Origin of the sequence: Ramlibacter sp., from assembly GCF_036676645.1 — a bacterium.
Lineage (GTDB): Bacteria > Pseudomonadota > Gammaproteobacteria > Burkholderiales > Burkholderiaceae_C > Ramlibacter.
The window spans coordinates 28,667-55,487 of sequence record NZ_JAKFCM010000070.1; the positions used below are offsets into that span (position 1 = coordinate 28,667).

General features: G+C 71.9%; 23 protein-coding genes and 1 pseudogene. 7 read left to right on the forward strand and 17 right to left on the reverse strand.

Going from position 1 to position 26,821, the window contains the following annotated elements; genetic code table 11:
* Positions 1-9 precede the first annotated feature (9 nt).
* The gene (locus tag V6M57_RS10615) at positions 10-780 is read left to right on the forward strand and encodes a 3-hydroxybutyrate dehydrogenase (RefSeq protein WP_332814957.1); all 771 of its coding nucleotides are present in this window, start codon (positions 10-12) and stop codon (positions 778-780) included.
* Positions 781-802: 22 nt separating this feature from the next.
* Here V6M57_RS10615 and V6M57_RS10620 read toward each other — a convergent pair whose 3' ends face one another.
* From V6M57_RS10620 to V6M57_RS10630, 3 genes are read right to left on the reverse strand one after another with little or no spacing between them, the layout of a single operon-like run.
* Positions 803-1,618 (reverse strand): metallophosphoesterase family protein, encoded by an 816-nt coding sequence (locus V6M57_RS10620; protein ID WP_332814958.1) that lies wholly within the window; start codon positions 1,616-1,618, stop codon positions 803-805.
* Positions 1,615-2,595: a diacylglycerol/lipid kinase family protein gene (locus V6M57_RS10625; protein WP_332814959.1), complete on the reverse strand. Its 981-nt coding sequence runs from the start codon at positions 2,593-2,595 to the stop codon at positions 1,615-1,617. Before V6M57_RS10625 ends, V6M57_RS10620 begins: the two co-directional genes overlap by 4 nt.
* Positions 2,596-2,643: 48 nt before the next feature.
* Positions 2,644-3,312, reverse strand: coding sequence for an SIMPL domain-containing protein (locus V6M57_RS10630; protein WP_332814960.1), 669 nt, complete (start codon positions 3,310-3,312; stop codon positions 2,644-2,646).
* Between the two features lie 223 nt (positions 3,313-3,535).
* Here V6M57_RS10630 and ompR point away from each other — a divergent pair, with 223 nt between their 5' ends.
* Positions 3,536-4,267 (forward strand): osmolarity response regulator transcription factor OmpR, encoded by a 732-nt coding sequence (gene ompR / locus V6M57_RS10635; RefSeq protein ID WP_332814961.1) that lies wholly within the window; start codon positions 3,536-3,538, stop codon positions 4,265-4,267.
* Between the two features lie 112 nt (positions 4,268-4,379).
* A complete protein-coding gene (locus V6M57_RS10640; RefSeq protein ID WP_332814962.1) occupies positions 4,380-5,837 on the forward strand; it encodes a sensor histidine kinase in 1,458 nt (485 codons plus the stop codon).
* Positions 5,838-5,876: 39 nt separating this feature from the next.
* On the opposite strand, the gene V6M57_RS10645 is transcribed toward V6M57_RS10640, so the two are convergent.
* From V6M57_RS10645 to V6M57_RS10665, 5 genes are all read right to left on the reverse strand, one after another.
* On the reverse strand, positions 5,877-7,268 hold the full coding sequence (locus tag V6M57_RS10645) for a coniferyl aldehyde dehydrogenase (RefSeq protein ID WP_442968815.1): 1,392 nt from the start codon (positions 7,266-7,268) through the stop codon (positions 5,877-5,879).
* A 63-nt stretch (positions 7,269-7,331) separates the two neighbouring features.
* Positions 7,332-7,604, reverse strand: coding sequence for a KTSC domain-containing protein (locus V6M57_RS10650; RefSeq protein WP_332814964.1), 273 nt, complete (start codon positions 7,602-7,604; stop codon positions 7,332-7,334).
* A 39-nt stretch (positions 7,605-7,643) separates the two neighbouring features.
* A complete protein-coding gene (locus tag V6M57_RS10655) occupies positions 7,644-8,837 on the reverse strand; it encodes an aminotransferase-like domain-containing protein (protein WP_332814982.1) in 1,194 nt (397 codons plus the stop codon).
* A gap of 80 nt (positions 8,838-8,917) precedes the next feature.
* On the reverse strand, positions 8,918-9,406 hold the full coding sequence (locus tag V6M57_RS10660; RefSeq protein ID WP_332814965.1) for a hypothetical protein: 489 nt from the start codon (positions 9,404-9,406) through the stop codon (positions 8,918-8,920).
* A gap of 36 nt (positions 9,407-9,442) precedes the next feature.
* A complete protein-coding gene (locus tag V6M57_RS10665; protein WP_332814966.1) occupies positions 9,443-9,853 on the reverse strand; it encodes a hypothetical protein in 411 nt (136 codons plus the stop codon).
* 268 nt (positions 9,854-10,121) lie between these two features.
* Here V6M57_RS10665 and V6M57_RS10670 point away from each other — a divergent pair, with 268 nt between their 5' ends.
* On the forward strand, positions 10,122-11,012 hold the full coding sequence (locus V6M57_RS10670) for a YihY/virulence factor BrkB family protein (protein ID WP_332814967.1): 891 nt from the start codon (positions 10,122-10,124) through the stop codon (positions 11,010-11,012).
* Here the strand turns inward: V6M57_RS10670 and V6M57_RS10675 are convergent.
* A complete protein-coding gene (locus tag V6M57_RS10675) occupies positions 11,009-12,631 on the reverse strand; it encodes a gamma-glutamyltransferase family protein (protein WP_332814968.1) in 1,623 nt (540 codons plus the stop codon). The genes V6M57_RS10670 and V6M57_RS10675 overlap by 4 nt on opposite strands.
* 34 nt (positions 12,632-12,665) lie before the next feature.
* Entirely contained in the window at positions 12,666-13,583 is a 918-nt protein-coding gene (locus V6M57_RS10680; RefSeq protein WP_332814969.1) for a crotonase/enoyl-CoA hydratase family protein, read from the reverse strand.
* A gap of 53 nt (positions 13,584-13,636) precedes the next feature.
* Between V6M57_RS10680 and nth the strand changes: the two genes are divergently transcribed.
* Genes nth through V6M57_RS10695 form a run of 3 tightly spaced genes read left to right on the forward strand, consistent with a single transcriptional unit; the run spans position 13,637 to position 15,173 of the window.
* Positions 13,637-14,314 (forward strand): endonuclease III, encoded by a 678-nt coding sequence (nth, locus tag V6M57_RS10685; protein ID WP_332814970.1) that lies wholly within the window; start codon positions 13,637-13,639, stop codon positions 14,312-14,314.
* Between the two features lie 14 nt (positions 14,315-14,328).
* On the forward strand, positions 14,329-14,874 hold the full coding sequence (locus V6M57_RS10690) for a J domain-containing protein (protein WP_332814971.1): 546 nt from the start codon (positions 14,329-14,331) through the stop codon (positions 14,872-14,874).
* Between the two features lie 29 nt (positions 14,875-14,903).
* Positions 14,904-15,173 (forward strand): hypothetical protein, encoded by a 270-nt coding sequence (locus V6M57_RS10695; protein ID WP_332814972.1) that lies wholly within the window; start codon positions 14,904-14,906, stop codon positions 15,171-15,173.
* A gap of 4 nt (positions 15,174-15,177) precedes the next feature.
* Here V6M57_RS10695 and V6M57_RS10700 read toward each other — a convergent pair whose 3' ends face one another.
* From V6M57_RS10700 to V6M57_RS10725, 7 genes and pseudogenes are all read right to left on the reverse strand, one after another.
* Positions 15,178-16,626 carry an efflux transporter outer membrane subunit gene (locus V6M57_RS10700; RefSeq protein ID WP_332814973.1) on the reverse strand — a complete coding sequence of 483 codons (1,449 nt, stop codon included), beginning with the start codon at positions 16,624-16,626 and terminating at the stop codon, positions 15,178-15,180.
* Complete coding sequence (locus tag V6M57_RS10705; protein ID WP_332814974.1) at positions 16,623-19,877, reverse strand: efflux RND transporter permease subunit; 3,255 nt, start codon at positions 19,875-19,877, stop codon at positions 16,623-16,625. The genes V6M57_RS10700 and V6M57_RS10705 overlap by 4 nt, the downstream gene beginning before the upstream one ends.
* Positions 19,874-22,978 (reverse strand): efflux RND transporter permease subunit, encoded by a 3,105-nt coding sequence (locus V6M57_RS10710; RefSeq protein WP_332814975.1) that lies wholly within the window; start codon positions 22,976-22,978, stop codon positions 19,874-19,876. Before V6M57_RS10710 ends, V6M57_RS10705 begins: the two co-directional genes overlap by 4 nt.
* 43 nt (positions 22,979-23,021) lie before the next feature.
* The gene (locus V6M57_RS10715) at positions 23,022-24,359 is read right to left on the reverse strand and encodes an efflux RND transporter periplasmic adaptor subunit (protein WP_332814976.1); all 1,338 of its coding nucleotides are present in this window, start codon (positions 24,357-24,359) and stop codon (positions 23,022-23,024) included.
* 350 nt (positions 24,360-24,709) lie between these two features.
* Positions 24,710-25,804, reverse strand: coding sequence for an alkaline phosphatase family protein (locus V6M57_RS10720; protein WP_332814977.1), 1,095 nt, complete (start codon positions 25,802-25,804; stop codon positions 24,710-24,712).
* Between the two features lie 143 nt (positions 25,805-25,947).
* Positions 25,948-26,412: pseudogene (locus V6M57_RS18525) on the reverse strand (alkaline phosphatase family protein); the annotation flags it as partial.
* The gene (locus V6M57_RS10725) at positions 26,340-26,777 is read right to left on the reverse strand and encodes a universal stress protein (protein ID WP_332814978.1); all 438 of its coding nucleotides are present in this window, start codon (positions 26,775-26,777) and stop codon (positions 26,340-26,342) included. The gene V6M57_RS10725 and the pseudogene V6M57_RS18525, both read right to left, overlap by 73 nt.
* Between the last annotated feature and the right edge of the window lie 44 nt (positions 26,778-26,821).

Below are 26,821 nucleotides of genomic sequence, written 5' to 3' on the forward strand. Positions count from 1 at the left end.
AGACTTCCCATGCTCAGCGGCAAGACAGCCCTCGTGACCGGCTCGACCAGCGGCATCGGCCTCGGCATCGCCAAGGCCCTTGCACGCCAGGGCGCCAACATCGTGCTGAACGGTTTCGGCGATGCCGAGGGACCCAGGGCCGAAGTCGCGGGGCTGGGTGCCCAGGTGGCCTACCACGGCGCCGACATGAGCAAGCCGGCCGAGATCGGCGACATGATGAGGTTCGCCGCAGACCGGTTCGGCCGCGTGGACATCCTGGTCAACAACGCGGGCATCCAGCATGTCGCCAGGGTGGAGGAGTTCCCGCCGGAGCGCTGGGACGCCATCATCGCCATCAACCTGTCCAGCGCCTTCCACGCGACCCGGCTGGCGCTGCCGGCCATGAAGGCGGCCGGGTGGGGCCGCATCATCAACGTCGCCTCGGTGCACGGACTGGTGGCCTCGGCCGAGAAATCGGCCTACGTCGCCGCCAAGCACGGCATCGTCGGCCTGACCAAGGTGGTCGCGCTGGAAACCGCCACCACCGGGGTGACCTGCAACGCGATCTGCCCCGGCTGGGTGCTGACCCCGCTGGTGCAGAAGCAGGTGGATGCCCGGGCCCAGGCCGGCGGCCTGAGCAACGAGGAGGCCAAGAAGGCGCTGCTGGGCGAAAAGGAGCCCTCGCTGCAGTTCACCACCCCCGAGGAACTGGGCGAACTCGCCGTGTTCTTCTGCTCGCCCGCCGCCAACAACGTGCGCGGCGTGGCCTGGAACATGGACGGCGGCTGGGCCGCGCAGTGAGCCTGCCATTGCCGGCAGGCGCTCATTCCGCCAGCTGCAGCAGCTGCTCGTGCGAGCGATCGAAGCGGTCCTGGGCCAGCTCGTAGTCCCAGCGCTCGACACGGCACTGGCGCGCATCGCCGGCCGCTGGCGCCGACCATCGCACCACGTTCACCGAATTGGGCGAGCCATGCCGCACCCGCCGCGACACGGCCGTGCCGGCCTGCACGCAGAACAGCGCCCGGGGCGTGTCCGGCACGCGCGCGCCGGCGTCGGCGAGGTACGGCAGGTGGATGTGCCCGCCCAGCACCAGGTCGGCGCCGGCGGCTGACCAGGCCTGGAGGGCCGCGTGGCCGCCGCGCAGCCGGTCGTGCTCGTCCTCCTCGCGCATCACGCAGGCCGGCTGGTGCGTGACCACCACCCGCAGCTGCTCGCGCCGCGCCCCCTGCAGGCGCCGGACCACGCGGGCGACCTGCGCCGCCGACACCGCCCCGTTCTTGTGCCGCGCGGGCCGGGTCGTGTTCACCCCCAGCAGCAGCAGGTCGTCCCCTTCCAGTTCCGGCTCCAGCTCGGCACCGAAAGCGGCGCGGTAGCCGCGGTAGGGATCCAGCAGTCGCACGGGCAGGTTGAACAACGGGATGTCGTGGTTGCCCGGCAGCGCCAGCAGGCGCGCGACCCCCAGCGAATCGCAGAAGGCGCGGGCCGCGGCGAACTGCGCACGGCGGGCGCGCTGAGTGATGTCGCCGCTGAGGACCAGCACGTCGGGCGCGAGCGCCGTCGCCAGCCGCTGCAGGGCGGCCACCACCGGCGGGTCCTCGGTGCCGAAGTGCGTGTCGGAGACGTGCAGCAACAGGCTCATTCGACCGGCACCCGGTCCTCGGGCCGGGGCAACAGCAGGCGCAGCGGCCGCGGGGCGACCGAGAAGCGCAGCGGCGCGGCCAGCACGTCGACCTCGCCGTCCGCCGCGACCCGGATGCGCCGCCGGCCCAGCACCCGCACCGTCAGCGTGCGGAAGGCGAAGCAGTCGACCTGCTCCGGATCGCCCAGCCGGCCGAAGGCGCCCTTGAGCATCAGCCAGACCATGCGGCCGGTGCCGATCGGGTGCGCGATCAGCGCCGCCAGCCGGCCCTCGCCCACCCGCGCGGCGATGCGCGCCTCCATGCCGATGCGATCGAGCTGCAGGCGGTTGTTGCCGACGAACAGGGTCGGCGTGCGCAGCACGGTGCGTTCGCCATCGAGCTCGATCTCCAGGGCGAGCTGGCGGCGCCATTCGAAGATCGTCTTCAGCCCCGCGATCGCGGCCACCCAGCGGTGGCGGCCGAACTGCTGCTTGAAGGCTTCGCGGTCCTGCAGCAGTTGCGGATAGAGCCCCAGGCTCGCATTGACCAGGAACAGGTGTCCGTTCACCTCGCCCACCTGCACCGGCTCCGGCCGCGACCGCAGCAGCGCGCGGGCCGCGGCCTCCAGCTCCTGCGGGATGCCGTGCTCGCGCGCGAACAGGTTGAAGGTGCCCTGCGGGAGCACGCCCATGGTGCAGTCGTGTTGCCACGCCGCCTGGGCCACGGTGTTCAGGGTGCCGTCGCCGCCCACGCCCACCAGCGCGCCTCCGCATTCGCATGCCTGCGCCGCCGCGGCAGCGCAGGCGCGCGACAGGTCGGCGGTGGAGTCGAGACTGGCGAACCGGAACGGCCGCCCCGCTTCGCGGAAGACCGACTCCAGGATCTCGCGCTTGCGGGCCAGGTCGGTCGCGCCGGAACCCGGGTTGACCAGCAGGAACAGCTCGGGCCCGGCCCCGTCGGCCTTCGGTTCGGCTGCCGGATCGCTGAGGGCCTCCATGCGGCCGAGCTTAGGAGCAGGCCGCGCGGGCGGGTTGTCGGACGCAGCCTAGCGAAGCTGTACGGAACCCGAGACGTTGACGGCCACCGCCGACTTGCCGGCTTCGACCGGCACCGGGGCGTCGGCCATCGCGGACCTGGCCTCCATCGCCATCGGCCGCGGGCGCGGCGGCGGCCCTTCGTCCTGGGCATGGACCGACACCTCGCGCAGGCCGTAGCCGCCGAACCCGAAAGCCCTGGCCAGCTCGCCGGCCTTGGCGCGAAAGCGCTCGACCGCCTGCGCCTGGGCCTCGCGTTCGGCCTGCAGCCTGCGCTCCCGGCTGAGCCGGAACGACGCACCGGTCAGGGTCATGCCCGGCAGCCGACCCGCCAGCTGGCCCATGCGCGCGAAATCCGTGCCCTCCAGCAGCAACTCGGCGGTCCCCACCCAGGAGGTGATGCGTCCTTCGCGCCCGTAGCGCGGGCCGACGTGGAAGTTGCCGGTGCGCACCTCGAGCGCGCCAGGCTGGGCGGCCTTGCGCGCTTCAGCCAGCGCCTGGTCCAGCACCTCCTTCAGCTGCGCCTGCAGCTGGGCCGGGTCGGCCCCTTCGCGCGTCACCGCCAGCTGCATGCCCAGCAGGTCCTGCGGCACCTCGACGACGGCCGAAGCCGAGAGCTGGACGACGTTCTCGGGCGCCGGCGCAGGCACCGGCACCAGCTGGGCCTGGGCGGGCCCCATGCAGGCCAGCAAGGCATAAAGGAGGATGGGCGGGCAACGGCGGAGCTGGCTGATCTGCATCTGGACTTGATGTTTCCCGGCGGCCCGAGTTCACGCCGGAAAAGTGATTCGCTCCCAGCCGTCGCAATTTGTGTAACAGTGTGTCAGGTACCCGTGAAATAGCTGCATTTCACTGGACAAGGCCTTCAGAATCGGCTCTGTTACAAATACGTTTTGGAGCATCATGACACAAGCTGCAGCCCGCACCGACAAGATCCTGGTGGTCGACGACGATGCCCGCATCCGCGACTTGCTCAGGCGCTACCTCACGCAGGAAGGTTTCGAAGTCATCCTGGCCGAAGACGGCAAGGCGCTCAACCGGCTGATGCTGCGCGAGACCGCCGATCTCATCGTGCTGGACCTGATGATGCCCGGCGAGGACGGCCTGTCCATCTGCCGCCGGTTGCGCGCGGCCAATGACCGCACGCCCATCATCATGCTCACCGCCAAGGGCGAGGATGTGGACCGCATCGTCGGCCTGGAAGTCGGCGCCGACGACTACCTGGGCAAGCCCTTCAACCCGCGCGAACTGCTGGCCCGCGTGCACGCCGTGCTGCGCCGCCGCCCGGCGCAGGAGGCGCCCGGGGCGCCCTCCAGCGAGAACGAAGTGGTCAACTTCGGCCCCTTCGCCTTCGACCTGGGCGCCCGCACCCTGCGCAAGAACGGCGACGAGCTGCCCCTGACCACCGGCGAGTTCGCCATGCTCAAGGCGCTGGTGCGCCACCCGCGCCAGCCGCTGTCGCGCGAGAAACTGGCCCAGCTGGCGCGCGGCCGCGAGTTCGAGCCCTTCGACCGCAGCCTCGACGTGCAGGTCTCGCGCCTGCGCAAGCTGGTGGAGCTGGACCCATCCGCGCCGCGCTACATCCAGACCGTGTGGGGCGTGGGCTACGTGTTCGTGCCGGACGGCGCGGGCTGATCACGAATGACCTCGCTGCGCTTCGATGACGAATGACAAGTGAGCTGCCGCACTCGACAATGCGGCGCATGACCCCGAGAGGTCATCTGTCATTCGTCATTTGTCGTCCGAGATGATCCGAGGGGTTTCGACCAGCATCGACGCCACCGGACCGGCGCCGCTCGAGACGGCTCCGGCCCCGCTGGAGATGCGCCCGCGCGTGGGCCTGTCGCTGTTCTGGCGCACGTTCTTCCTGTTGTCGCTGCTGCTGATCGGCTCGATCGTGGCCTGGCTGCAGACCTTCCGCGCGCTGGAGTTCGAGCCGCGCGCGGTCCAGACCTCCCAGCAGATCGCCTCGCTGGTGAACCTGAGCCGGGCCGCGCTGCGCTACTCCGACGCGATCGCGCGCGTCTCGCTGATCAAGACGCTGGCCGAGCAGGAAGGCGTCCGCATCCTGCCCAGCAAGCCGACCGACGTCTACGTCGTGTTCGACTCCGCTTCCCTCGACGAGCGCGTGGCCGACGAGCTGGTCAAGCGCCTGGGCCCGGGCACGGTCCTCGCCTCGGCGGTGAACGGCGAGCAGGGTTTCTGGGTCGGGTTCAAGATCGACTCCGACGCCTACTGGCTGCTGATGGACCGCGATCGCTTCACCCGCGTGGGAGGCCGCACCTGGCTGATCTGGCTGATCACGGCGGCCGGCCTGTCGCTGGCCGGCGCGGCCCTCATCGCTCGCCTGATCAACCGGCCGCTCAAGCAGCTGTCGTTCGCCGCCAGCCGGGTGCGCGATGGCGACTTCGACGCCAGCCGGCTGGACGAGAAGGCGGTGACCAGCGAGATCCGCGAGGTCAACATCGGCTTCAACCGGATGGCGCAGCAGCTCGCCAAGATCGAGCAGGACCGCGCCGTCATGCTGGCCGGCATCTCGCACGACCTGCGCACGCCGCTGGCCCGCCTGCGGCTGGAAACCGAGATGAGCGTGGCCGACCCGGAGGCGCGCGAGCACATGGCCTCCGACATCGACCAGCTCGACGCCATCATCGACAAGTTCCTCGACTACGCGCGCCCCGACCATGCCGAGCTCAAGCCGGTCAACCTGCGCAGCGTGGTCGAAGCCTGCGTGTACGCCGTGCAGGACCACGGCGACATGCGCATCAACACCGACGTGCCCAGGGGCCTGTACGTGCTGGCCGACGAGGTGGAGCTGGCACGCGTCATCTCCAACCTGCTGGAGAACGCCCGCCGCTACGGCAAGACGCCGGAGACCGGGATCGCCGTGGTGGACATCGCCGCCAAGCAGCGCAACGAATGGGTCCTGCTGAAGGTGCGCGACCACGGCATGGGCGTGGCGCCCGAGGCGCTGCCCAACCTGATCAAGCCGTTCTTCCGCGGCGACGCCGCCCGCACCGCGGCCACCGGCGCCGGCCTGGGGCTGGCCATCGTCGACAAGACGGTGCAGCGCATGGGCGGCATCTTCGCGCTGGCCAACACCACTTCCGGCGGGCTGGCCGCGCACATCAAGCTGCAGCGCCCGCGCGTGGCGGTGGTGGAGGAATCCGAACCGGATTCGGCGAACACGGAAGCCGTCGGCTGACGCGCCGGCGGCGCCCCGCCGGCGGCCGCGCTTCGCCCGCTACAGCCGCTTCATCCAGTGCAGCAGGGTGCGCGCCAACCGGCTGTAGGGCGGCAGGAACAGCGACAAGGCGTTCACCCGCGACTGCAGGAACACCGGCTTGAGCTTGCTGAAGGTCTCGAAGCCCCAGCGCCCGTGGTAGTGGCCCATGCCGGAGGCGCCGACGCCGCCGAAGGGCAGGTCCTCCTGGCCGGCGTGCAGCAGCACGTCGTTCACCGTCATGCCGCCGGCCGGCAATTCGCGCATCGCGGTTTCGGTGCGCGGCCGGTCCCGGTCGAACCAGTACAGCGACAGGGGCCGCGGGCGCTCCTGCACGAAGCGCATGGCCTGCTCCACCGAGTCGTAGGGCACCAGCGGCAGCACCGGGCCGAAGATCTCCTCGCTCATGACCCGCGTGTCCGCCGGCGGGTCCACCAGCAGCAGCGGCGCCAGGCGGTGCTGCGCGTCGCTGCGCTGCGCCCCGGCGAACAAGGGAACGCCGCGGCTGCCCCGCTCCTGCGCCTCGGCCATGGCGGCCAGCAACCGCGCGTACTGGCGCTCGTTGACGATGCTGCAGTAATCGGCGTCGGCCAGTCCACCGGGGTACATGCGCCGGGCCTGCTGCTGCGCGGCCTGGACGAAGGCGTCGAGTTCGGGCCGGTGCACCAGCACATAGTCGGGCGCGATGCAGGTCTGTCCGGCATTGATCAGCTTGCCCACGAGGATGCGCTCGGCGGCATGTGCCATCGGGTGGCCCGGCGTCACAACGGCCGGTGACTTGCCGCCCAGTTCCAGCGTGACCGGCGTCAGGTTCCGTGCCGCCGCCGCCATCACCTGGCGGCCCACCGGCGTCGAGCCGGTGAACAGCAGGTGGTCGAACGGCAGCGCGCTGAACTGCGCCGCCACGTCGGCCCCGCCGGTGACCACCACGACTTCGTCGGCGCCGAACGCTTCACCCACCAGCCGCTGCATGAGCGCGCCGTACGCGGGCGTGGATTCCGACAGCTTGACCATGGCCCGGTTGCCGGCCGCCAGCGCCGCAGCCAGCGGCGTCACCGCCAGGTTCAGCGGATAGTTCCAGGGCACGATGATGCCGACCACGCCGAGGGGTTGCGGCACGATGCGCGCCCGCGCCGGCATGAACCACTTGCCGACGCTCGCGCGGCGCGGCGCCATCCAGCGGCGGCCGTGCCGCAACGCTCCCCTGATCTCCGCCAGGCTGGGCCAGACCTCGACCATCCCGGTCTCGATGGCCGGGCGGTTGCCGAAGTCCTGGTGGATGGCGGCTGCGATGGCTTGTTCGTGGTCGCGCACCAGGCGCAGCAACCGGCGCAACCGATCCGCGCGCGCAGCCCATTCGGGCCAGGGTTCGGCCGCCTGGGCCGCGCGCAGGCGGCCGAACTGCTGCGCCATGGACGGCACGGCGTCCTGCCCGGCCCCCGGGCCGGTGACCGGTGCGCGGGTCGCCGCGTCCATCTAGTCGCTCCCTTCGCCGAACACGCCGCCGGGAGGCCTGCTGCCGGTTCCTGCCGCAGGCGCCTTGGGCGTGCCCTTGGGATACTCCTCGGCGATGCGGTCTTCCCAGTACGTCGCCGGGTTGGGAGCGCTGCAAAGGCGCCGGAACACCTCTTCCGGCACGTGCCTGTAGGCCAGGACCGACCGGTTGTCGAAGTGCAGGTCCAGCTGGCGCGAGCCGGGGTCGTAGTCCGCCTGCCGGATGCGCCCGCTCGTGAACACCCTGGTGGTCATCGCGATCCTCCTTGGCGGGCCGGGTCCCGAAGGCACCCGCTACAGCGCCTTGCCGAGCCGCGCGATGCCCTCTCGGATCTTGTCCACGCCGGCCGTGGCGAAGGACAGGCGCAGCGAACTGGTGTCCGGGTCCCGGGCGAAGAAGGGCGCGCCGGGCACGAAGGCCACCCCCTGCTCGATCGCGCGCCGGGCGAACTCGCCGGCGTCGCGCAGCTTGCCGCCGGCCCCGGTGAGCCGCGCCCAGAAGAACAGGCCGCCCTGCGGCTGGGTGAAGGCGATCGCGTCGCCCAGCTCGCGCTGCAGCGCCTCGCCCATGGCCTGCGCCCGCTCGGCGTAGACCCGGCGCACGTGCTTCAGGGTCTGCGGCATGCGCCCGCTCCGGAGGTACTGCGCCGCGGTCGCCTGGGCGAAGGTGCTGGTGTGGGCGTCGCTGAACTGCTTGCACATGGTGGCCTTGGCCAGCAGCTCGGCCGGCGCCACCAGCCAGCCCACGCGCAGGCCGGGCGACAGGACCTTGCTCATGCTGCCGCAGTGCGCCAGCCACTCGCGCGAGCCGGGCACTTCGCCGGACAGCGCCAGCAGCGAAGGGGGCGGCGGCTCGGGGCTGAAGTACAGGTCGCCATAGGGGTCGTCCTCCACGACCAGGGTCTGGTACTTCACGGCCAGCTCCAGCACCTTGCGCCGCCGCTCCAGCGACAGCAGTGCGCCACTCGGGTTGCCGAAGGTGGGAATCAGGTAGACGAACTTGGGCCTGTGCTCGGCGATCAGCGCCTCGAGCCGGTCGACCTGCACGCCGTGCGCGTCGATCGGCGCCGAAACGAGGTCGGCGCCATACAAGCGGAAGCACTGGATGGTGGCCAGGAAGGTGGGGCCTTCCACGATCACCTTGTCGCCGGGGCCGACCAGCGTCTTGCCCAGCAGGTCCAGCGCCTGCTGGCTGCCGGTGGTGACGATCAGCTGGCTGGGATCGAGGCCGGCCACGCCCTTGCCCTGCTCGAACGCCGCCAGTTGCTGGCGCAGCGGCTCGTAGCCCTCGGTGGCCCCGTACTGCAGCGCCGCGCCCGGTTCTTCTGCCAGCGCCTTCTGGCTGGCCTCGCGCAGGCCGTCCACGTCGAACATCGCGCTGTCCGGAAAGCCGCCCGCAAAGGAAATGATGCCCGGCTTGCCCAGCAGCTTGAACAGCTCGCGGATGGCGGAGGTTTCGACGTTGTCGAGGCGGGAGGCGAATGGCAGGGACATGGTCGTTGTGGATTCGGGTCGACCGCCCATTGTCGCGCCATCCGCGGCCGCGCCTGCCCGAACCCGGCCGGGAATCAGCGCGAAGGCTTGTCCCCGACCCCGCCCTGCCGCGGCGCCGCGGGATCCTCGTCCTCGTCGCCGACGCTCAGGATGTCGTAGACCGTCAGCTGCCGCGGCCGGTGGTAGACGCCCACGTCGGCCGCCTGCAGGTCGTGCAGCAGTCCGCGGGCGCGCTGAGCCTGCTGCTCGTCCGCCGTGTCCACCACCAGCACGGTGCGGCCGCTGTCCACCGCGCGGGACCAGGCCTCGTGCCGGTGCTGCGGATCGTCGGCGCCGAACAGGCGCACGAAGAAGCCGGCCACCTTGTCCACCACGCTGCGGTCCGCGGCGATCTCGCGGTCGGTGCCGTCCCAGGCGCGCGGGTCCTCTCCCATGCTGTCGGAGTCGGTGGGCCCGCGGTGCTGCAAATGGATGTCATGGCGTGCGAAGCCCGCCTGCAGCAGCCGGTCGCGCGCCTTCTCGGCGGTTTCGCGGTCGTCGAAGGTACACAGGGCGGTATGCATGGGGGTCGTCCTTGCTGGCTGGCCTGCCCTGCCTCATCAGGGCATCGGCCTGTTCACCGGCGCCCCGCCCGTCCACCCGTCGGCACGCCACTGGCGGGCCCGTTCGTCCACGTCCACCGCACCCAGCTCGTCCAGCAAGGAGGCGGCCCGCTCGGCCTGTTGCGAGTCGCCGGCCTCCACCACCACCACCGAGCTGCCGCGGCGGACGGCCTCGTCATAGGTATGGGCGTGGCCGGTGTTGGCCTGGTCCTCGGTGCCGAACAGGTCACGCAAGAAGCTGCTGAACCATCCCCCGTCCTCCCGGCCTTCCTGCGCGCTCGTCGTGCCGTGCGACGGGGTGCGCTGCTCGACGTGGATGTCCTGCCGATCGAAGCCGGACTGCGCCAGCCTGTCCACGGCCCTCTGGGCGACGTTGCGGTCGTCGAATGCTCGAATCACTGTCGGCATGGGCTGCTCCTTGGAAATGGGCCGGGAGGCATTCGGCCTGCGTCCACCGGAAGCCACGGTCCGGGTCCGACCGCTGGCCACGCGCGTGCCCGACACGCGCTCGAGACACGGCCGATCACCATTCTTTGCGGCCTGTGGCCCATGCCTGTCGGTGGCGGTTGCCGATGAGGGTAGGCGCGGGACTACCCCCTGCCGCGTCGATATCCGAGGCAGCGGTGCAGGGCCGGCGACCCATGCCCCGGCGCAGCCGCGCTACAAGGAGCCAGCCATGCTCAACCCCAAGCACCTCCTGCGCCTGGGCATCCAGTCCGTCCAGTCCTGGTCCAACGACTACGCGCCATCGATGGGCGCAGCCATCTCCTACTACACGGTGTTCTCGCTGGCGCCGCTGCTGGTGATCGTGATCGCCGTCGCCGGCGGCGTGTTCGGGCGCGAAGCCGTGATGGGCGAGATCACGGGCCAGATCTCGGGCATGGTGGGCCCCCAGGGCGCGCAGATGGTGGAGCGGCTGGTGGCGCAGCACAGCGACACCGAGCGCGGCCTGGTCGCCGGCCTCGCCAGCTTCGTCCTGCTGCTGGTGGGCGCGACCACCGTGTTCGCCGAACTGCAGAACGCGCTGGACCGGATCTGGAAGGTGCCGGAGGCGAACAAGCCGGCCGGGATCGTGGGCATCCTGCGGGCGCGGCTGCTGTCCTTCGGGCTGATCCTGGCGGTGGCCTTCCTGCTGATGGTGTCGCTGCTGGTCAGCGCGTTGCTGGCGTCGGTGGGCACCTGGGCCGGCGGGCTGGTACCGGGCTGGGAGGCGCTGCTGCAGGGGCTGAACCTGCTGGTGTCGCTGGTTTTCCTGTCGGCCCTGTTCGCGACGATCTTCAAGCTGATGCCGTCCGCCCCGGTGCGCTGGAGCGACGTCTGGGTGGGCGCCATCGTCACCGCGCTGCTGTTCGAGGTCGGCAAGCTGCTGATCGGCCTGTACATCGGCAAGAGCCGCGTCAACGAATCCTTCGAGGCGGCCGGCGCACTGGTGATCCTGCTGGTGTGGGTGTACTACGCCGCGCAGATCTTCCTGCTGGGGGCGGAGTTCACCAAGGCCTACGCCGACGCGCACGGATCGCTGTCGGGGCCGCGCAAGGCCCCTCAGGAGAACCCGACCCGGGACTAGAACCCGGCCGCCAGCCCGTCGCGGCGCGAGTCGGAGGCGGCCACGTAGCCTTCCACCTTGGGGTCGCCGGCGCGCCAGATGAACTGGCCGGCGCCGAAGTCCTGGTAGTTGTCGTCGATCACCTCGACGCGGTGGCCGCGGGCGGCCAGCTCGCGCACGGTGGCCTTGTCCATCTGCTGCTCGACGTTGATCTCCAGGCCGGCGTTGAAGCGCCAGCGCGGCGCGTCGCAGGCGGCCTGGGGGCTCTGGCGGTAGTCGAGCATGCGCACCAGCGTCTGCACGTGGCCCTGCGGCTGCATGTTGGCGCCCATCACGCCGAAGGACATGACGGGCTCGACCCGTCCTTCCACCCGGCGGGTCAGGAAGGCCGGGATGATGGTGTGGAACGGCCGCTTGCCCGGCGCCACCTGGTTGGCGCCTTCGCGCAGGCTGAACCCGTGGCCGCGGTTCTGCAGGCTGATGCCGAAGCCCGGCTCCACCACGCCGGAGCCGAAGCCCATGTAGTTGCTCTGGATGAAGCTGACCATCATGCCGTTCTCGTCGGCAGCGGTCAGGTAGATGGTGCCGCCCCGGGCCGGGTTGCCGGCGCCGAAGTCCTGCGCCTTGCGCCGGTCGATCAGCTTGGCCCGCGCGGCCAGGTAGGCGTCGTCCAGCATCTGTTCGGCCGTCACCTCCATGCAGGAAGGCTCCGCGCAGTAGCGGTACACGTCGGCGAAGGCCAGCTTCATGGCTTCGATCTGCAGGTGCTGCGATTCGGCGCCGTCCACCGGCAAGCCGGCCAGGTCGAACCGGCTGAGGATGCCCAGCGCGATCAATGCGGCGATGCCCTGCCCGCTGGGCGGGATCTCGTGCAGCGTGTAGCCGCGGTAGTCCCGGGCGATGGGCTGCACCCATTCGGGCCTGAAGCTCGCGAAATCGGCGGCCGTGATCGAGCCGCCGTGTTCGCGCACGAATCGCTCGATCGCCTGCGCGATCTCGCCGCCGTAGTAGGCGGCGCCGCGGGTCTGGGCGATCGCGCGCAGCGCACGCGCGGCCGCCGGGAACCGGAACAGCTCGCCGACCCGGGGCGCCCGGCCCCAGGGCAGGAAGGAGGGCGCGAAACCCGGCAGCGAGCCCAGCTCGGGCGTGGCCGCGGCCCACTTCTGCTGCACCACCACCGGCAGCAGGTAGCCGCGTTCGGCGATCTCGATGGCCGGCTCCAGCAGGTCGGCAAAGGGCAGCTTGCCGAAGCGCTCCGAGAGCGCCACCCAGCCGGCCACGGCGCCGGGCACCGTGATCGAGTCGGGGCCGCGCTTGGGCGGATTCGCGGCGGCGGCACCGTACTTGCGGCGGAAGTAGTCCGGCGTCCAGGCCGCGGGGGCGCGTCCGGCGGCGTTCAGGCCGTGCAGTTCGCGGCCGTCCCACAGGATGGCAAAGGCGTCGCTGCCCAGGCCGTTGCTGACCGGCTCGCAGATCGTCATCGCGGCGGCGGCGGCGATGGCGGCATCCACCGCATTGCCGCCCTTCCACATCATGCGCAGCCCGGCCTGCGCGGCCAGCGGGTGCGAGGTGGAGACGACGTTGCGCGCGAGGACGGGGATGCGCGTGGTGGGATAGGGGTTGTGGAAGTCGAACGGCATGGTGGGCGGCGGAACGCGTTTCGCGGATCGACCGTCATTGTCCCTGCTGCCGGCGCCCCTGCCTCGCGTCGAGCTCGGCGATGAGCGCACGCGCTTCGTCGCCCTCGGGAATGGGCCGGCCGCTGTCGCGCCACTGGACCGCGGCCTTGAAGCCTTCCGCCTGCGCATGACGGCGGAACCACAGGCCCTCCGGGTTGTGCCGGGTGATGCCATCGAACACCGTGGCGATTTGCTGCGCCTGCTCCAGCCCCATGTTCAGCATCACCTGGTTGACCACCATCTTGTGCATGGCCAGGTGGCTGCGCGGCACGCCGGCGATGCGCTGCGCCAGCCTCATGGTGGCCTCTTCCAGCTGCGCCGCCGGCACGCATTCGTTGGCCAGGCCCCATTCGGCCGCCGTGCGGCCGTCGATGGTGTCGCCGGTGAACATCAGCTGCTTGGCGCGCGTCGGCCCGAGCCGGAAGGCCCACATCGCGGTGGTGGGGCAGCCCCAGACCCGCGTGGGCATGTAGCCGATGCGTGCGTCCTCGGCCATCACCAGCAGGTCGCAGCACAGGGCGATGTCGCTGCCGCCGGCCACCGCGTGGCCGTGCACCTTGGCGATGGTCGGCTTGGGGCTGCGCCACAGCGCCATGAAGTCCTCGGTGTTGCGCTTCATGTACGCGTAGTCGGCCATCGGGTCCCACGGAAAGCGCTCCTGCTGGCACGGGTGGTCGACCTCCCCCTGGCCGAACACGGTCAGGTCGTAGCCGCCGCAGAAGCCCTTGCCGGCGCCCTCGACGACGATCACGTGGACCTCGTCGTCGGCATTGGCCCACTCCACCGCCTGCCGCAGTTCGCGCGGGGTCTCCTCGCCGATCGCATTGAGGCGCTCGGGCCGGTTCAGCACCAGGCGGGCGATGCGGGGGCTGGTTTCGTCCTTGCGGATCGACAGGGTCTCGAATGCGGGCATGGCGGCCTCCTGGATGCACGAGTGACCTTAACATCGACCTACACTCCCCTGCCGTGAAAGACGCCGACGTCGAGCCCTTCTTCGCCACCCTCCAGGCGGCCAATCCCTCCCCGCGGTCCGAACTGGAATACAGCAGCGTGTTCGAGCTGCTGGCCGCGGTGCTGCTGTCGGCGCAGGCCACCGACGTCGGTGTCAACAAGGCGACACGCAGCCTGTTCGCGGCCGCACCGACACCCCGGGCCATGCTGGACCTGGGCCTGGACCGGCTGGAGGGCCACATCCGCACGATCGGCCTGTACCGCACCAAGGCCCGCAACCTGCTGGAGACCTGCCGGCTGCTGCTCGAGCGGCATGGCGGCAAGGTACCGCGCACGCGCGAGGAACTGCAGGCGCTGCCGGGAGTGGGCCGCAAGACGGCCAACGTGGTGCTCAACGTCGCCTTCGGCGAGCCGACGCTGGCGGTCGACACGCACATCTTCCGGGTCGCCAACCGCACCGGCCTCGCCCCCGGCAAGGATCCCCTGCAGGTGGAACTGAAGCTGCTGCAGCGCGTGCCCGCCGCCTACCTGGCGGACGCGCACCACTGGCTGATCCTGCACGGCCGCTACGTGTGCGTGGCGCGCCTGCCGCAGTGCTGGCGCTGCGCCGTGCGCGCCTGGTGCGACTACCAGCCCAAGATGCCGCCCCCCGGCAGGCATGAAAGGCCGGATGCACCACGGTCCGGACCGTGATAGGGTCCACCCTCATGTCTGCAAAGGGCCAGCCCTCCTTGTATGACGTGCTGGGGCTGGCCCCCGGGGCGTCGGCGCAGGACGTGCGCCAGGCCTGGCGGCGCCTGGCGCAGCAGCACCACCCCGACCGGGGCGAGGCCGCCGACACCGAGGCCATGGCCCTGATCAACCAGGCCTACGAGGTCCTGTCGGACCCCGACCGCCGGGCCCGCTACGACCACGGGCGAACACGCCCCAGCGAACCGCGCCAGCCGGGCCGGGTCGAGTTGCCGGGCGATCGCGCCAAGGTGCGGCTGGCGTGGGCGGCCGCGGGCCTGCTGGCGGTGGCGTCCGCGGCCTGGGCCCTGGTGCAGGGCCTGGGCCCCGGGCAGAGCGACGCGCCCCTCCGGGCGGCCGACGGGGCGAGCACGGCTTCCGCCCGGCCACAGGCGCTGCCGGCGGCCGTCCATGCCCCGAAGCCGCTGCCGGTGCAGGACGCCCAGCCGGGTGCCGAATCGCCGCTGCGCCTGATCCCTGCCCGCAGGCTCGAAGAGCACTCCGGGCCGGCGCGCCGGCCCTGAAAGGGGTAGCGGCTGCTACATTGGCGCGCATGCAGTCCGACGACATCCGGCGCCAGCTGGCCGAGCAGGCCCAGCACATCGAAGCGCTCAAGGAAAACCAGTTCGCGCTGGTGGCCCAGGTGCAGGTGCTGCAGGCCGCGCTGGCCAGCGCGCTGATGCACCATGCCGACCGCGCCGGCGTGCTGGCCGACTTCGAGCGCTTCATGAAGATGGCCAAGGACTCCGCACCCAACCTCACGGTGCGCATGGAGGCGCTGGAGGCCGGCATGCGGGCGCTGCTCGGCAACCGGCAGGGCTGAAGCCCTACAGCCCGCTCCAGCCACCCCCGAGCGCCTGCACCAGCGCCACCGCCGCCGCCTGGCGGTCGGCCTGCAATTGCACCAGCGCGCGGCGCGCGCCCTGCGCCGTGGCCTGGGCGTTGACCACCTCGGTGAAGCTGACCTGCCCGGCCTGGTAGCGATTGAGCACCTGCTGCTCGACCAGCTCGGCGGCGCGGGCCGCTTCCTCGCGCAGGTCGACCTGCCGGGCCAGCACGCGGACGCCGGCCAGCTGGTCCTCCACGTCCTGGAAGGCCGACAGCACCGTCTGGCGGTAGCGCGCCGCGGCGGCGTCCAGACCGGCGCGCGCCCCTTCCACCCGCGCCGCGGTCGCACCGGCGTCGAAGATCGTCTGTGCCAGCGAGGCGCCCAGCGCCCACACCAGCGAGGACGCGCTGAACAGGTCGCCGATGCTGGCGGCGCCGGCGCCCACCGAGCCGGTCAGCCGCAGGCTGGGGTAGTACGCGGCCTGCGCGATGCCGATCTGCTCGTTGGCCTGCGCCACGCGCCGTTCGGCTGCGGCGATGTCGGGGCGCCGCTGCAGCAGCGTGGACGGCACGGCCGGCGGGATGTCCGGGACGGCGAACGGCCGGTCGGGCTCGGCCGGCAGCGAGAAGTGGGCCGGGGCTCGGCCCACCAGCACCGCGATCGCGTGCTCCGACTGGGCCCGCTGGCGCTCCAGCCCCAGCAGCTCGGCACGCGCGTTGGCCAGTTGCGTCTGCGCCTGCAGCACGTCGGTGCGGGCCGCGATGCCCGCCTCGTAGCGGTTGCGCGTGATCTGCAGCACCCGCTCGTAGCCGGCGATGGTGCGGGCCAGCAGCTCGCGCTGGGCGTCCAGTTCGCGCAGGTTGAAGTAGTTGGCGGCCAGCTCGCCCTGCGCGGCCAGCGTCGCCGCGGCCAGGTCCGCCAGGCTGGCCTGGGCGCCGGCCTCGGCGCCGTCCACGGTGCGCGCCAGCCGGCCCCACACGTCCGGTTCCCAGCTCGCCCCGATGCCGAACTGGTAGCTGGTGCGATCGCCGCTGCCGACCCGGGTGGTGCCGCCGGTGGTGGTGGCGGTGGTCACGCCGGTGCCTTCGCTGCCGCTGCGGCTGGCGCCGGCGTCCAGGCTGACGGCGGGGAACAGCGACGCGCGCTGCTGCGCCACCAGCGCCCTCGCCTGCCGGTACCCGGCCACTGCGGCGGCGACGTTCTGGTTGGAGACCTCCACCTGCGCGGCCAGTTCGTCCAGCCGCGAATCCTGGAACAGCCGCCACCACGGGCCGCGCTCCAGCGCGTCGGCCGGCGCGGCGCGCACCCATTCGCCGGCCCCCTCCTTGAAGGCGGCCGGGGTTTCGACCGTGGGCGGCGCCTGGTAGCGCGGACCGACGGCGCAGCCGGCCAGCGCGATCGCCACGGCCAGCGCGAGCGGGGTAGTGGGGCGAAACGAAGGGGTCATGCGGGTTCCGGCTCGTGGCTGCGCGCCAGCGCGCGCTCGTGGGGACTGCGGCGGCGCAGCTTGTCCAGCAGCAGGTAGACCACCGGCGTGGTCAGCAGGGTGATCAGCTGGCTGGCGACCAGCCCGCCGACGATGGCGATGCCGAGCGGTCGGCGCAGCTCGGCGCCCTCGCCGAAGCCGATGGCCAGCGGCAAGGCGCCCAGCGCCGCCGCCAGCGTGGTCATCAGGATGGGGCGCAGGCGCAGCAGGCAGGCCTCGCGCACCGCCTGCAGGGGCGCCAGCCCGCGCGAGCGCTCGGCATCGAGTGCGAAGTCGATGATCAGGATGGCGTTCTTCTTGACGATGCCGATCAGCAGGAACAGGCCGATCAGCGCCATCACCGACAGCTCCAGCCCGAACAGCATCAGCGCCAGCACCGCGCCGACGCCGGCCGAAGGCAGCGTGGACAGCACGGTGATGGGGTGCACCAGGCTTTCGTACAGGACGCCCAGCACGATGTAGATCACCACGATCGCGGCCAGGATCAGCAGCGGCTGCTGCTGCTGCGACTGCTGCGCGGCGCGCGCCGAGCCCTGGAAGCTGCCGCGCACGTTGCCCGGCAGCGCGATGTCGGCCTCGGCCTGCCGGACGGCCGCCTGGGCGTCGGCCAGCGTGTGGCCCTCGGCCAGGTTGTACGAGATCGTGGTGGCCAGCTCCGCGTCCTGGTGCTGCACCGATGCGGCGGTCGGCCGTTCCTCGATGTGCGCGATCGCCGACAGCGGCACCATGGGCACGGCGGCGCTGCTGAGCGCCTGGCCGCTGGCAGGATCGCGCAGGGCCGGGTCGACCGGCGAGGCCGCCGCCACGGTCGCACCGGCCGCGGCGCCGGCCGGCGCATTGGGCGCCGGCACGTAGATGTCCTTGAGCGCCTGCGGACTCAGGGTGTAGCGCGGCGCCACGCCCAGGATCACCTTGTACTGGTTCAGCTCGCCATAGATGGTCGCGACCTGCCGCTGGCCGAAGGCGTTGTACAGGGCGTTGTCGACGTCGCGCGAGCGGATGCCCAGCCGCGCCGCCGTGTCCTTGTCGACCTCGACGAACAGCTCGACGCCGTGCTCCTGCTGGTCGGTGTCCACGTCCACCAGCGCGGGCTGCTGCTTCATGGCCTCGGCCAGCCGGGTCGCCCACCGGCTCAGGTCCTGCCGGTTGTCGCTCTTGAGCGTGTACTGGTAGGTGGAGCTGCTCTGCCGCCCGCCCATGCGCAGGTCCTGCACCGGGTTGAGGAACAGGCTCACGCCCGAGACCTGCTGCAGCTGCGGGCGCAGCCGCGCGATCACCGCCTGGGCGCGCTCGCCCGCCGCCCGCTCGGCGGCCGGCTTCAGGCCCACCTGCAGGAAGCCTCCGCCGGCGCGGCTGCCGCCGGTGAAGCCCACCACCGTGTCGACCGCGGGGTCGGCCCGGATGATGTCCACCAGCTGGCGCAGCTTGTCCTGCATGGCCTGGAACGAGATGCTGCGGTCGGCGCGCAGGCCGCCGCTGATCTGCCCGGTGTCCTGCTGCGGGAAGAAGCCCTTGGGGATCTTCACGAACAGGAAGGCGTTCAGGGCGATCACCGCCACCAGGACCAGCAGCACCAGCGTGCGAGCCTGCAGCGCCCAGTCGAGCATCACGGCGTAGGCACGGTGCGTGGCGTCGAAGCCGCGCTGCGCCCAGCGCGACAGCCGACCCGGCGGCTTGGCCGGCCGGCCAAGCCGCAGCAGCCAGGCGCACATCATCGGCGTGGTGGTCAGCGAGATCAGCAGCGAGATCAGCACCGCGGCCGCCAGCGTGACGGCGAACTCGCGGAACAGGCGCCCGACCTGCCCGCCCATGAACAGCAGCGGGATGAACACCGCCACCAGCGACAGGCTGATCGACAGCACCGTGAAGCCGACTTCGCGGGCGCCCAGCAGGGCGGCCCGGAAGCGGTCCATGCCCTGCTCCAGGTGGCGCGAGATGTTCTCCAGCACCACGATGGCGTCGTCGACCACGAAGCCGGTGGCCACGGTCAGCGCCATCAGGCTCAGGTTGTTCAGCGAGAAGCCCAGCGCCAGCATCACGCCGAAGGTGCCCAGCAGCGAGACGATGGTGGCCACCGCCGGGATGAAGGTGGCGCGCGCGCTGCGCAGGAAGGCGCTCACCACCAGCACCACCAGCACGATCGCGATGGCCAGCGTCAGCTCCACTTCGTGCAGCGAAGCCCGGATCGAGTGGGTGCGGTCGGACGCCACCGCCAGCCGGATGTCCGGCGGCAGTTCGGCCTGCAGCTGCGGCAGCAGGGCGCGCACCTCGTCCACGGTCTCGATCACGTTGGCGCCGGCCTGCAGGGTGACCAGCACGATCACGGCCGGCTCGCCGTTGAACAGGCCCAGCGTGTTGACGTTCTCCACGCTGTCGCTGACCTCGGCCACGTCGCCCAGCCGCACCGCCGCGCCGTCGCGCCAGGCGACCACGAGGCCGCGATAGGCGGCGGCCGACAGCTTGTGGGCGCCCATGGTGATCAGCCCGCCGGGTCCCCCGGCGCTGCTGCTGGTGCTGGTGTAGACCGGCAGCCGCCGCCCGCCGGCATCCTGCACGTCGCCCTTGGGCCGGTTGGCGCTGCCGGCCTGCAGCGCGGCGCGGATGTCCTCGGTGGCGATGCCGTACTTGTTCAGTGCGAACGGCAGCAGCTCGACGCGCACCGCCGGCTGCGAGCCGCCGCCCAGCTCCACGTCGCCGACGCCGTGCACCTGCGCGATCTTCTGCTGCACGACGTTGGAGACCGCGTCGTAGATCTGGCCGGGCGAGCGGCGCGGCGAGGTCAGCGCCAGGATCAGCACCGGCGCGGCGGCCGGGTTGGCCTTGCGATAGGTCGGGTTGCTGCGCAGGTTGGCCGGCAGGTCGGCGCGCGCGGCGTTGATGGCCGCCTGCACTTCGCGCGCGGCGGCGTCGATCTGCCGGTTCAGGTCGAACTGCAGCGTGACCCGGGTCGAGCCGGTGCCGCTGCTGGACGTCATCTCGTTGACGCCGGCGATGACGCCGAGGCGCCGCTCCAGGGGCTGGGCCACGCTGGTGGCCATGGTCTCCGGGCTGGCGCCCGGCAGGCTGGCGCTGACCGAGATCACCGGGAAGTCGACCTGCGGCAGCGAGGCCACCGGCAGGTTGAAGAAGGCCGCGATGCCGGCCAGCGCGATCCCTGCCGTCAGCAGCACCGTGCCGACCGGGCGGCGGATGAAAGGGGCGGAGAGGTTCACCGCACCACCCCGGCGCGCCCGGGGCGGCGCCAGCGCTCGCCCAGCCGCTCGAACCACAGGTAGATCACCGGCGTGGTGAACAGCGTCAGCAGCTGGCTGAGCACCAGCCCGCCGAAGATCGCCAGGCCGAGCGGGCGGCGCAGTTCGGCGCCCTCGCCCCAGCCCAGCATCAGCGGGATGGCCGCGCCCAGCGCCGCCAGCGTCGTCATCAGGATCGGCCGGAAGCGCAGCAGCGCCGCCTGGTGGATCGCCTCCCGCGCCGGCCGGCCCTCCACCCGCTGCGCGTCGAGCGCGAAGTCGATCATCATGATCGCGTTCTTCTTGACGATGCCGATCAGCAGGATGATCCCGATGATGCCGACCACGCCCAGCGCCTGGCCGGTGAGCATCAGGGCCAGCAGCGCGCCCACCCCCGCCGAGGGCAGCGTGGACAGGATGGTCAGGGGGTGCACGTAGCTCTCGTAGAGCACGCCCAGCACGATGTACACGCAGACCACCGCCGCCAGGATCAGCCAGAGCTGGTTGGCCAGCGAGGCCTGGAAGGCCCCCGCCGCGCCCAGGAACGTCAGGGTCACCGACGAGGGCAGCGCCGCATCGCTGGCCGCCTGCCGCACGGCGGCCACCGCCTGCCCGAGCGAAACGCCGGGCGCGGTGTCGAAGCCCACCGTGGCCGCGGGGTACTGCGCCACGTGCGTGATCTGCAGCGGTGCGCGCTGCTCCGCGATCCGCGCGATCGCCGACAGCGGCGTCGGCTCGCCCGAACCGGTGCGCAGCTGGATGCCGGCCAGCGAGTCGGGCGTCGCCGAAGCCTCCGGCCGCGCCTCCAGGATCACGCGGTACTGGTTGGTCTGGGTGAAGATGGTCGAGACGATGCGCTGGCCGAATGCGCTGTAGAGCGCCTCGTCGATGGCCGCGGCCGTGATGTTCAGGCGCGCCGCGGTGTCGCGGTCGACGTCGACGTAGATGGCCGCGCCGCTCGCCCCCGCGTCCGTGACCGGGTTGCGCACCTGCGGCACCGTCTGCAGCTGGCTCACCAGCCGGCCCGCCCACTCGTTGACCGTCGCGGTATCCGACCCCTCCAGCGAGAACCGGTACTGGGTCGGGCCGGACTCGGCATCGACGGTGAGGTCCTGCACCGGCTGCAGGTACAGCGTGGCGCCCGGCACCTGGTGCGCGCGCCGGCGCAGCCGGTCCATCAGCGCCTGCGGCTCGCCGCGGCCGCCGGCCAGGTTGATCAGCAGCCGGCCGGTGTGCAGCATGGTGTTGTTGGCCGCGTCCACGCCGACGAAGCTGGCGATGCTGGCGACCCCCGGCTCCTCCAGCAGCGCCTGCACCACCTCCTGCTGCAGCTGCGCCATCTTCGGATAGGCGATCGATTTGCGCGCCTCCACCCGCGCCTGCAGCTGCCCGGTGTCCTGGGTCGGGAACAGGTCCTTGGGGATGAGGATGTACAGCAGCACCGTCAGCACCAGGGTGGCCAGCGCGACCAGCAACGTCAGCGTCTGGTGCCGCAGCACCCAGACCAGCGCCCGGTCGTAATGGTGGATCAGGCGCTCGAAGCGCCGCTGCAACCGCGCACCCAGCCCGCTGCCGGCCGCTTCGCCGCCGGGATGCGCCTTCAGCCAGCGTGCCGACATCATCGGCACCAGGGTCAGCGATACCACGGCGGAAATCAGGATGGTGATGGCCAGGGTGACCGCGAACTCGCGGAACAGCCGCCCGACCACGTCGCCCATGAACAGCAGCGGGATCAGCACCGCGATCAGCGACACGGTCAGCGAGATGATGGTGAAGCCGATCTCGCTGGCGCCCTTCATCGCGGCCGGCAGCGGCGGCTCGCCATCCTCGATGTGGCGGCTGATGTTCTCGATCATGACGATGGCGTCGTCCACCACGAACCCGCTGGCGATGGTCAGCGCCATCAGCGACAGGTTGTTCAGGCTGTAGCCCATCAGGTACATCGCGCCGCAGGCGCCCACCAGCGAGATCGGCACCGCAAGGCTGGCGATGAGGGTGGCGCGCGGGCTGTGCAGGAAGGCGAAGATCACCAGCACCACCAGCAGCACGGCCAGCACCAGTTCGATCTGCACGTGCTGCACGGAAGCCCGGATGCCGGTGGTGCGGTCGGACAGCACGTCCACCTGCAGCGCGGCCGGCAGCCCGGCCACCAGTTCGGGCAGCCGGGCCTTGATCGCGTCGACGGTGGCAATGACGTTGGCACCCGGCTGGCGCTGCACGTTCAGGATGATGGCCGGCTCCACCCGGCCGCCCTGCGCCGACCAGGCCCCGAGCCTGACGTTCTCGGCACTCTCCACCACCTGGGCGACGTGGCGCAGGCGCACCGGCGCCCCGTTGCGGTACGACACCACCAGGTCGGCGTAATCGTCGGCGGTGAGCAGCTGGTCGTTGGAATTGATGGTCCACGAACGCGCCGTCCCGTCGATGCTGCCCTTGGCGCCGTTGGCATTGGCGGCGCTGATGGCGGTGCGCACGTTCTCCAGCGTCAGGCCGTAGGAAGCCAGCTCGCGCGTGTTCACCTGCACCCGCACGGCCGGCCGTTGTCCGCCGGCCAGGGTCACCAGGCCCACGCCCGACACCTGGCTGATCTTCAGCGCGAGCCGCGTGTTCACCAGGTTCTGCACCTCGGGCAGCGGGAGCTGGGCCGAAGTGATGGCCAGCGTGAGCACCGGCGCATCGGCGGGGTTGACCTTGGCGTAGATGGGCGGCGCCGGCAGGTCGGCCGGCAGCAGCGTCGCGCCGGCATTGATCGCGGCCTGCACCTGCTGCTCGGCCACGTCCAGGGCGAGGCCGAGGCCGAACTGCAGCGTGACGATGGACACGCCCGCCGCGCTGGTCGAGCTCATGCGCGCGAGCCCGGCCATCTGGCCGAACTGCCGCTCCAGCGGCGCCGTGACGGTCTGCGCCATCACTTCCGGGCTGGCCCCGGGGTACAGCGTCTGCACCTGGATGGTCGGGTAGTCGACCTGCGGCAGCGCGGACAAGGGCATCAGCCGCAGGCCCACCAGACCGGCCAGCACGATCGCCAGCATCAGCAGCGAAGTCGCGACCGGGCGCAGGATGAAGGGACGAGAGGGGCTCATCCGGACCGTGTCATTGCGGCCGCGGGCCGCCATCCATCGTCCGTCATTGCGCCGCCCCGCCGCCCGCCGAACGACGCTGTTGCGGCCCCGACGCGGCGCGGCGCGGCCGCGCGCTGGCGGCCGCCGGCGTGCCGTTGCCGGGGGCGCCGGCCGCCGCTGCGGGCCCTTCGCCCGGCAGCACCACCCGCGAGCCGTCGCGCAGCCGGTCGGCGCCCTCGGTCACCACGCGCTCGCCGGCCTGCAGGCCGCTGGTGATCTGCACCCGCTCGGCGGTGGCCTCGCCGCGCCGCACGTTGCGCAGCTGCACGGTGCGGTCGTCCTTCAGCACGAACACGTAGTCGCCGTTGGCGCCGGTGCGCACCGCCGACAGCGGCACCGTCACCGCGCCCTCGATGGTGCGCAGGCGCAGCTGCACGTTGACGAACTGGTTCGGGAACAGCGCCTGCCCGGCGTTGTCGAAGCGCGCCTTGGCCCGCACCGTGCCGGTCTGGACGTCGACCTGGTTGTCCAGCGAAATGAAGCGGCCGGTCTCCAGCTCCCGGCGGCGGGTGCTGTCCAGCGCGCGCACCGGCAGGGCCTCGCCGCGCCCGCCCTGCAGCAGCGCATCGATGCGGTCCTGCGGGATGGCGAATTCCACGTCGATGGGCGAGAGCTGCGTGACCACCGCGATGCCGTTGGCATCGGACGGTCCGACCACGTTGCCGACGTCGACCGTGCGCAGGCCCACCCGGCCGGCGATCGGCGACGCCACGCGCGTGTAGCCCAGGTCGAGGCGCGCCGCCGCTTCATTGGCCCTGGACACCACGATGGCGGCCTCCAGCTGCTTGACCAGTGCCGCCTGGGTGTCCACCTCCTGGCGGGCGATCGAATCCTGCGCCAGCAGCGTGCGGAAGCGCTGCAGGGTCACGCGGGCCGCATCCAGCTGGGCCTCGTCGCGCATGCGCTGGCCGGTCGCCTGCTGCAGCGCCGCCTCGAACTGCCGCGCGTCGATGCTGGCCAGCAGTTCGCCCGCGCGCACGGACTGGCCCTCCCGGTAGTGCACCTGCTGCAGCACGCCCGACACCTGCGGCCGCACCCGCACGGTCGCCAGCGGCACCACGGTGCCGAGCGCGTCCAGCGTGACGGGGATGTCGGTGAGCTCGGCCACGGCCACGCCGACGGTGGTGGCCGGGCCGCCCCGGCCGGGCCCGAAGGCGGCCCCATTGGCCGGCGCTGCCGGCTGCCGGGTCAAGTACCAGGCCAGCCCGGCCAGGCCGGCCACCAGCAGCAGCGCCACCAGGCTGCCCAGCAGCTGGCCGCGACGGCCCAGGCGGCGCGGCGGCGATTCCGCGGCCTCGGAGATGGGGGGATGGCGCAGTTCGCGGGAGGGGTCGGATTGCATTCTTGTCGTATCGGGTCGGTTGCCGCTGCAGCGGCTCTGCCGCCGCCGGCTGGCCGCGGCCCGCTCACGAATGTAGAACCTTTGCGGCAGGGCCGCCCGCGCGTGGAACAGCTTGCCGGCCCCAGGTGTCGCGGGCTTGGCGCGCAGGTTTCGGGTTTGCAAAGCGACCGGCGAAGCGCAGCGAGCCGGTCGTCCCCGCGAAAGCGGGGACCCACGAATGCGCACTGACATCGGTCGGGCCGCCCCTCACCGCAGCGAGCCGGTCGTCCCCGCGAACGCGGGGATCCACGAATGCGCGCTGAAGTCCGTCGGGCCGCCTCTTTCCACCGCAGTGGCTGCGCCCGTCCCCTTCACGGCAGCGGCAGCACCCGTCCCTGGCTGGCCGGTGGCGGCGGCAGCCCCAGCCAATGGGCAAGCGTGGGCGCCAGGTCGACGACCTGCACGCGCGCATCCACCCGCCCGGGCTTCACCCAGGGCGGCCCCCACAGCAGCAGGGGCACGTGGGTGTCGTACGCGTGCGGCGATCCGTGCGTGGCCACGCCGGCCGACGCCATCCAGCCGGCCTCGAGCACGTAGGGCACGTCGCCCGAGACCTGCGGGTGCCAGCCCTCCAGCACCGGCTCGAAGAAGGGGGCCCCGGTGCGGCTGCGATCCTGCAGCTCGCGGCGCGTGTAGGCGGCAGCGATGCCCGGCTCGAGCAGCAGCGCGGCCCGCGCTGCATCGGCCACCCGGTCGAGGTCCAGGCCGTGCTCGGCCAGCATCCGGCGGTCGACGTTCAGCGAGGCGCCCGGGCTCAGCCGCACCAGCGGCGCGGCGCCGAAAGCCTGCTGCAACCGGCCGTTCACGCGCTCCAGCGCACGGCGCCAGTCCACGCGGCCGGCCTCCAGGCCGCGCGCGCGGCGGACCTCGGGCGCGGGCATGAAGCCGTGGTCGGCACTGAGCACCGCCACGTAGCGGCCGCGCCCGACCGTTGCATCCAGGTCGCGCAGGAAGGCCTGCAGCAGGCGATCGACCTGCAGGATGTGGTCGTGCGAGATGCGGGACTCGGCGCTGAACGCGTGGTTCACGTAGTCGTGGCCGGACAGGCTCACCACCAGCAGGTCGGGCACCTCGTCCTGGCCGAGGTGCTCGGCGCGGATCGCCGCGCGCGCGAAGTCCAGCGTGAGCTGGTCGGCGAAGGGGCTGCGCAGCAGGCTGGCGTAGTACGCCGGCCCCGGCGCCGCTGCATCGGCGCCGCCCATGCGCATCGGCAGCCGGCCGCCGCGCGGGCCGAACCAGGGTGGGTCGTCGGGCAGCGAGCGGGCATAGGCGGCCTCGGGCAGCAGCGGTGTCCACTCGGCCTTGAACCAGCGATCGGCCGGGCGTGCGGCATTGAAGGCCTCGACCCACTCCGGATGCTGCTGCATGTAGTAGGTGGTGGAGGCGAACCGGCCGGTCGTCGCCATGTACATGTAGGCCGTGCCCAGCCGGCCCGCCGGGAGGATGGCGCCGCGGTCTTGCCCGAGACGGCGATCACCCGGGCACGCGGATCGGCACGGCGCAGCACGTCGCCCAGCGTGTCCACCTTCAGGTTGCGCGGGCTGGTGCCGTCCAGCGGGCCGGTGGCATGGCCGAGGTAGCGGTGCGCGGGGTCGCCGGTGTTGTAGACCAGCGCGCCGGACAGCACGTCGCGCCACTGGTTGCCGATGATGCCGGTGCGGCCCGGACGCGCGCCGGTGAGCAGCGTCGCATGTCCTGGCGCCGTGACGGTGAACGCGTAGCCGTAGTGCGCCTGCGCGAACCAGGCGCCGTGGTCCAGGAAGCGCGCCAGGCCGTCGGGGGCCAGCTGGTCGCGGTAGGCGGCGACCTGCCGCTGCGGCAGCCCGTCGACGACCAGCAGCACGACCAGCGCCGGCCGGGCGGGTGCCTGCGCAACGACCGCGCAGGCTGCCAGCAGCAGGGCCAGCGCAGCAGGAAGGGCGCGCGCCGACGCGCGGCGGATCACGAAGTGATCACCACCAGCACGCTGCAGGGCGAATGCTCGATCAGGGCGCCCGAGATCGAGCCGCGCCACCAGCGCGCGGCCCAGCTGTCGAGGTGCTTGTGGCCGACCACGACCAGGCTGGCTTCGACCTTGCGTGCGTACTTGGTGATCTCCTCCACCGCCTCGCCGGTGACGACCTCGCCGCGCGCGGCGTAGCCGGCCTGCTCCAGCCGGCGCAGGCCGTCCTGCAGGATGGCCTGGTACTTGGCGCGTTCGCGCTCCTCCAGTTCGATGTCGTACACGCCGCCTTCGAGCCCGACGAAGCTCATGGCGGAGGGCATCACGGCCACCAGGAAGAGCTCGGAGCCGGCCCACTGCGCGAGTTCGCGGCAATCGAGCAGGGCTTTCTGGCCGGCATCGCTGCCGTCGTAGGCCAACAGGATTCGCTTGTACATGCGGGGCTCCCGGGGAGTTGCGGAGGAATTGAACCTTAACGCCG

Coding starts and splice junctions, on each gene's coding strand:
- V6M57_RS10640 (WP_332814962.1), top strand. CDS start 4,380: ATGATCCGAGGGGTTTCGACCAGCATCGACGCCACCGGACCGGCGCCG.
- V6M57_RS10630 (WP_332814960.1), bottom strand. CDS start 3,312: ATGGGGCCCGCCCAGGCCCAGCTGGTGCCGGTGCCTGCGCCGGCGCCC.
- V6M57_RS10620 (WP_332814958.1), bottom strand. CDS start 1,618: ATGAGCCTGTTGCTGCACGTCTCCGACACGCACTTCGGCACCGAGGAC.
- V6M57_RS10625 (WP_332814959.1), bottom strand. CDS start 2,595: ATGGAGGCCCTCAGCGATCCGGCAGCCGAACCGAAGGCCGACGGGGCC.
- V6M57_RS10680 (WP_332814969.1), bottom strand. CDS start 13,583: ATGCCCGCATTCGAGACCCTGTCGATCCGCAAGGACGAAACCAGCCCC.
- V6M57_RS10650 (WP_332814964.1), bottom strand. CDS start 7,604: ATGACCACCAGGGTGTTCACGAGCGGGCGCATCCGGCAGGCGGACTAC.
- V6M57_RS10700 (WP_332814973.1), bottom strand. CDS start 16,626: ATGACCCCTTCGTTTCGCCCCACTACCCCGCTCGCGCTGGCCGTGGCG.
- V6M57_RS10675 (WP_332814968.1), bottom strand. CDS start 12,631: ATGCCGTTCGACTTCCACAACCCCTATCCCACCACGCGCATCCCCGTC.
- V6M57_RS10725 (WP_332814978.1), bottom strand. CDS start 26,777: ATGTACAAGCGAATCCTGTTGGCCTACGACGGCAGCGATGCCGGCCAG.
- V6M57_RS10690 (WP_332814971.1), top strand. CDS start 14,329: ATGTCTGCAAAGGGCCAGCCCTCCTTGTATGACGTGCTGGGGCTGGCC.
- V6M57_RS10665 (WP_332814966.1), bottom strand. CDS start 9,853: ATGCCGACAGTGATTCGAGCATTCGACGACCGCAACGTCGCCCAGAGG.
- V6M57_RS10695 (WP_332814972.1), top strand. CDS start 14,904: ATGCAGTCCGACGACATCCGGCGCCAGCTGGCCGAGCAGGCCCAGCAC.
- V6M57_RS10615 (WP_332814957.1), top strand. CDS start 10: ATGCTCAGCGGCAAGACAGCCCTCGTGACCGGCTCGACCAGCGGCATC.
- V6M57_RS10710 (WP_332814975.1), bottom strand. CDS start 22,978: ATGAGCCCCTCTCGTCCCTTCATCCTGCGCCCGGTCGCGACTTCGCTG.
- V6M57_RS10720 (WP_332814977.1), bottom strand. CDS start 25,804: ATGGCGACGACCGGCCGGTTCGCCTCCACCACCTACTACATGCAGCAG.
- V6M57_RS10670 (WP_332814967.1), top strand. CDS start 10,122: ATGCTCAACCCCAAGCACCTCCTGCGCCTGGGCATCCAGTCCGTCCAG.
- V6M57_RS10645 (WP_442968815.1), bottom strand. CDS start 7,268: ATGGCGCAGCAGTTCGGCCGCCTGCGCGCGGCCCAGGCGGCCGAACCC.
- V6M57_RS10715 (WP_332814976.1), bottom strand. CDS start 24,359: ATGCAATCCGACCCCTCCCGCGAACTGCGCCATCCCCCCATCTCCGAG.
- ompR (WP_332814961.1), top strand. CDS start 3,536: ATGACACAAGCTGCAGCCCGCACCGACAAGATCCTGGTGGTCGACGAC.
- V6M57_RS10660 (WP_332814965.1), bottom strand. CDS start 9,406: ATGCATACCGCCCTGTGTACCTTCGACGACCGCGAAACCGCCGAGAAG.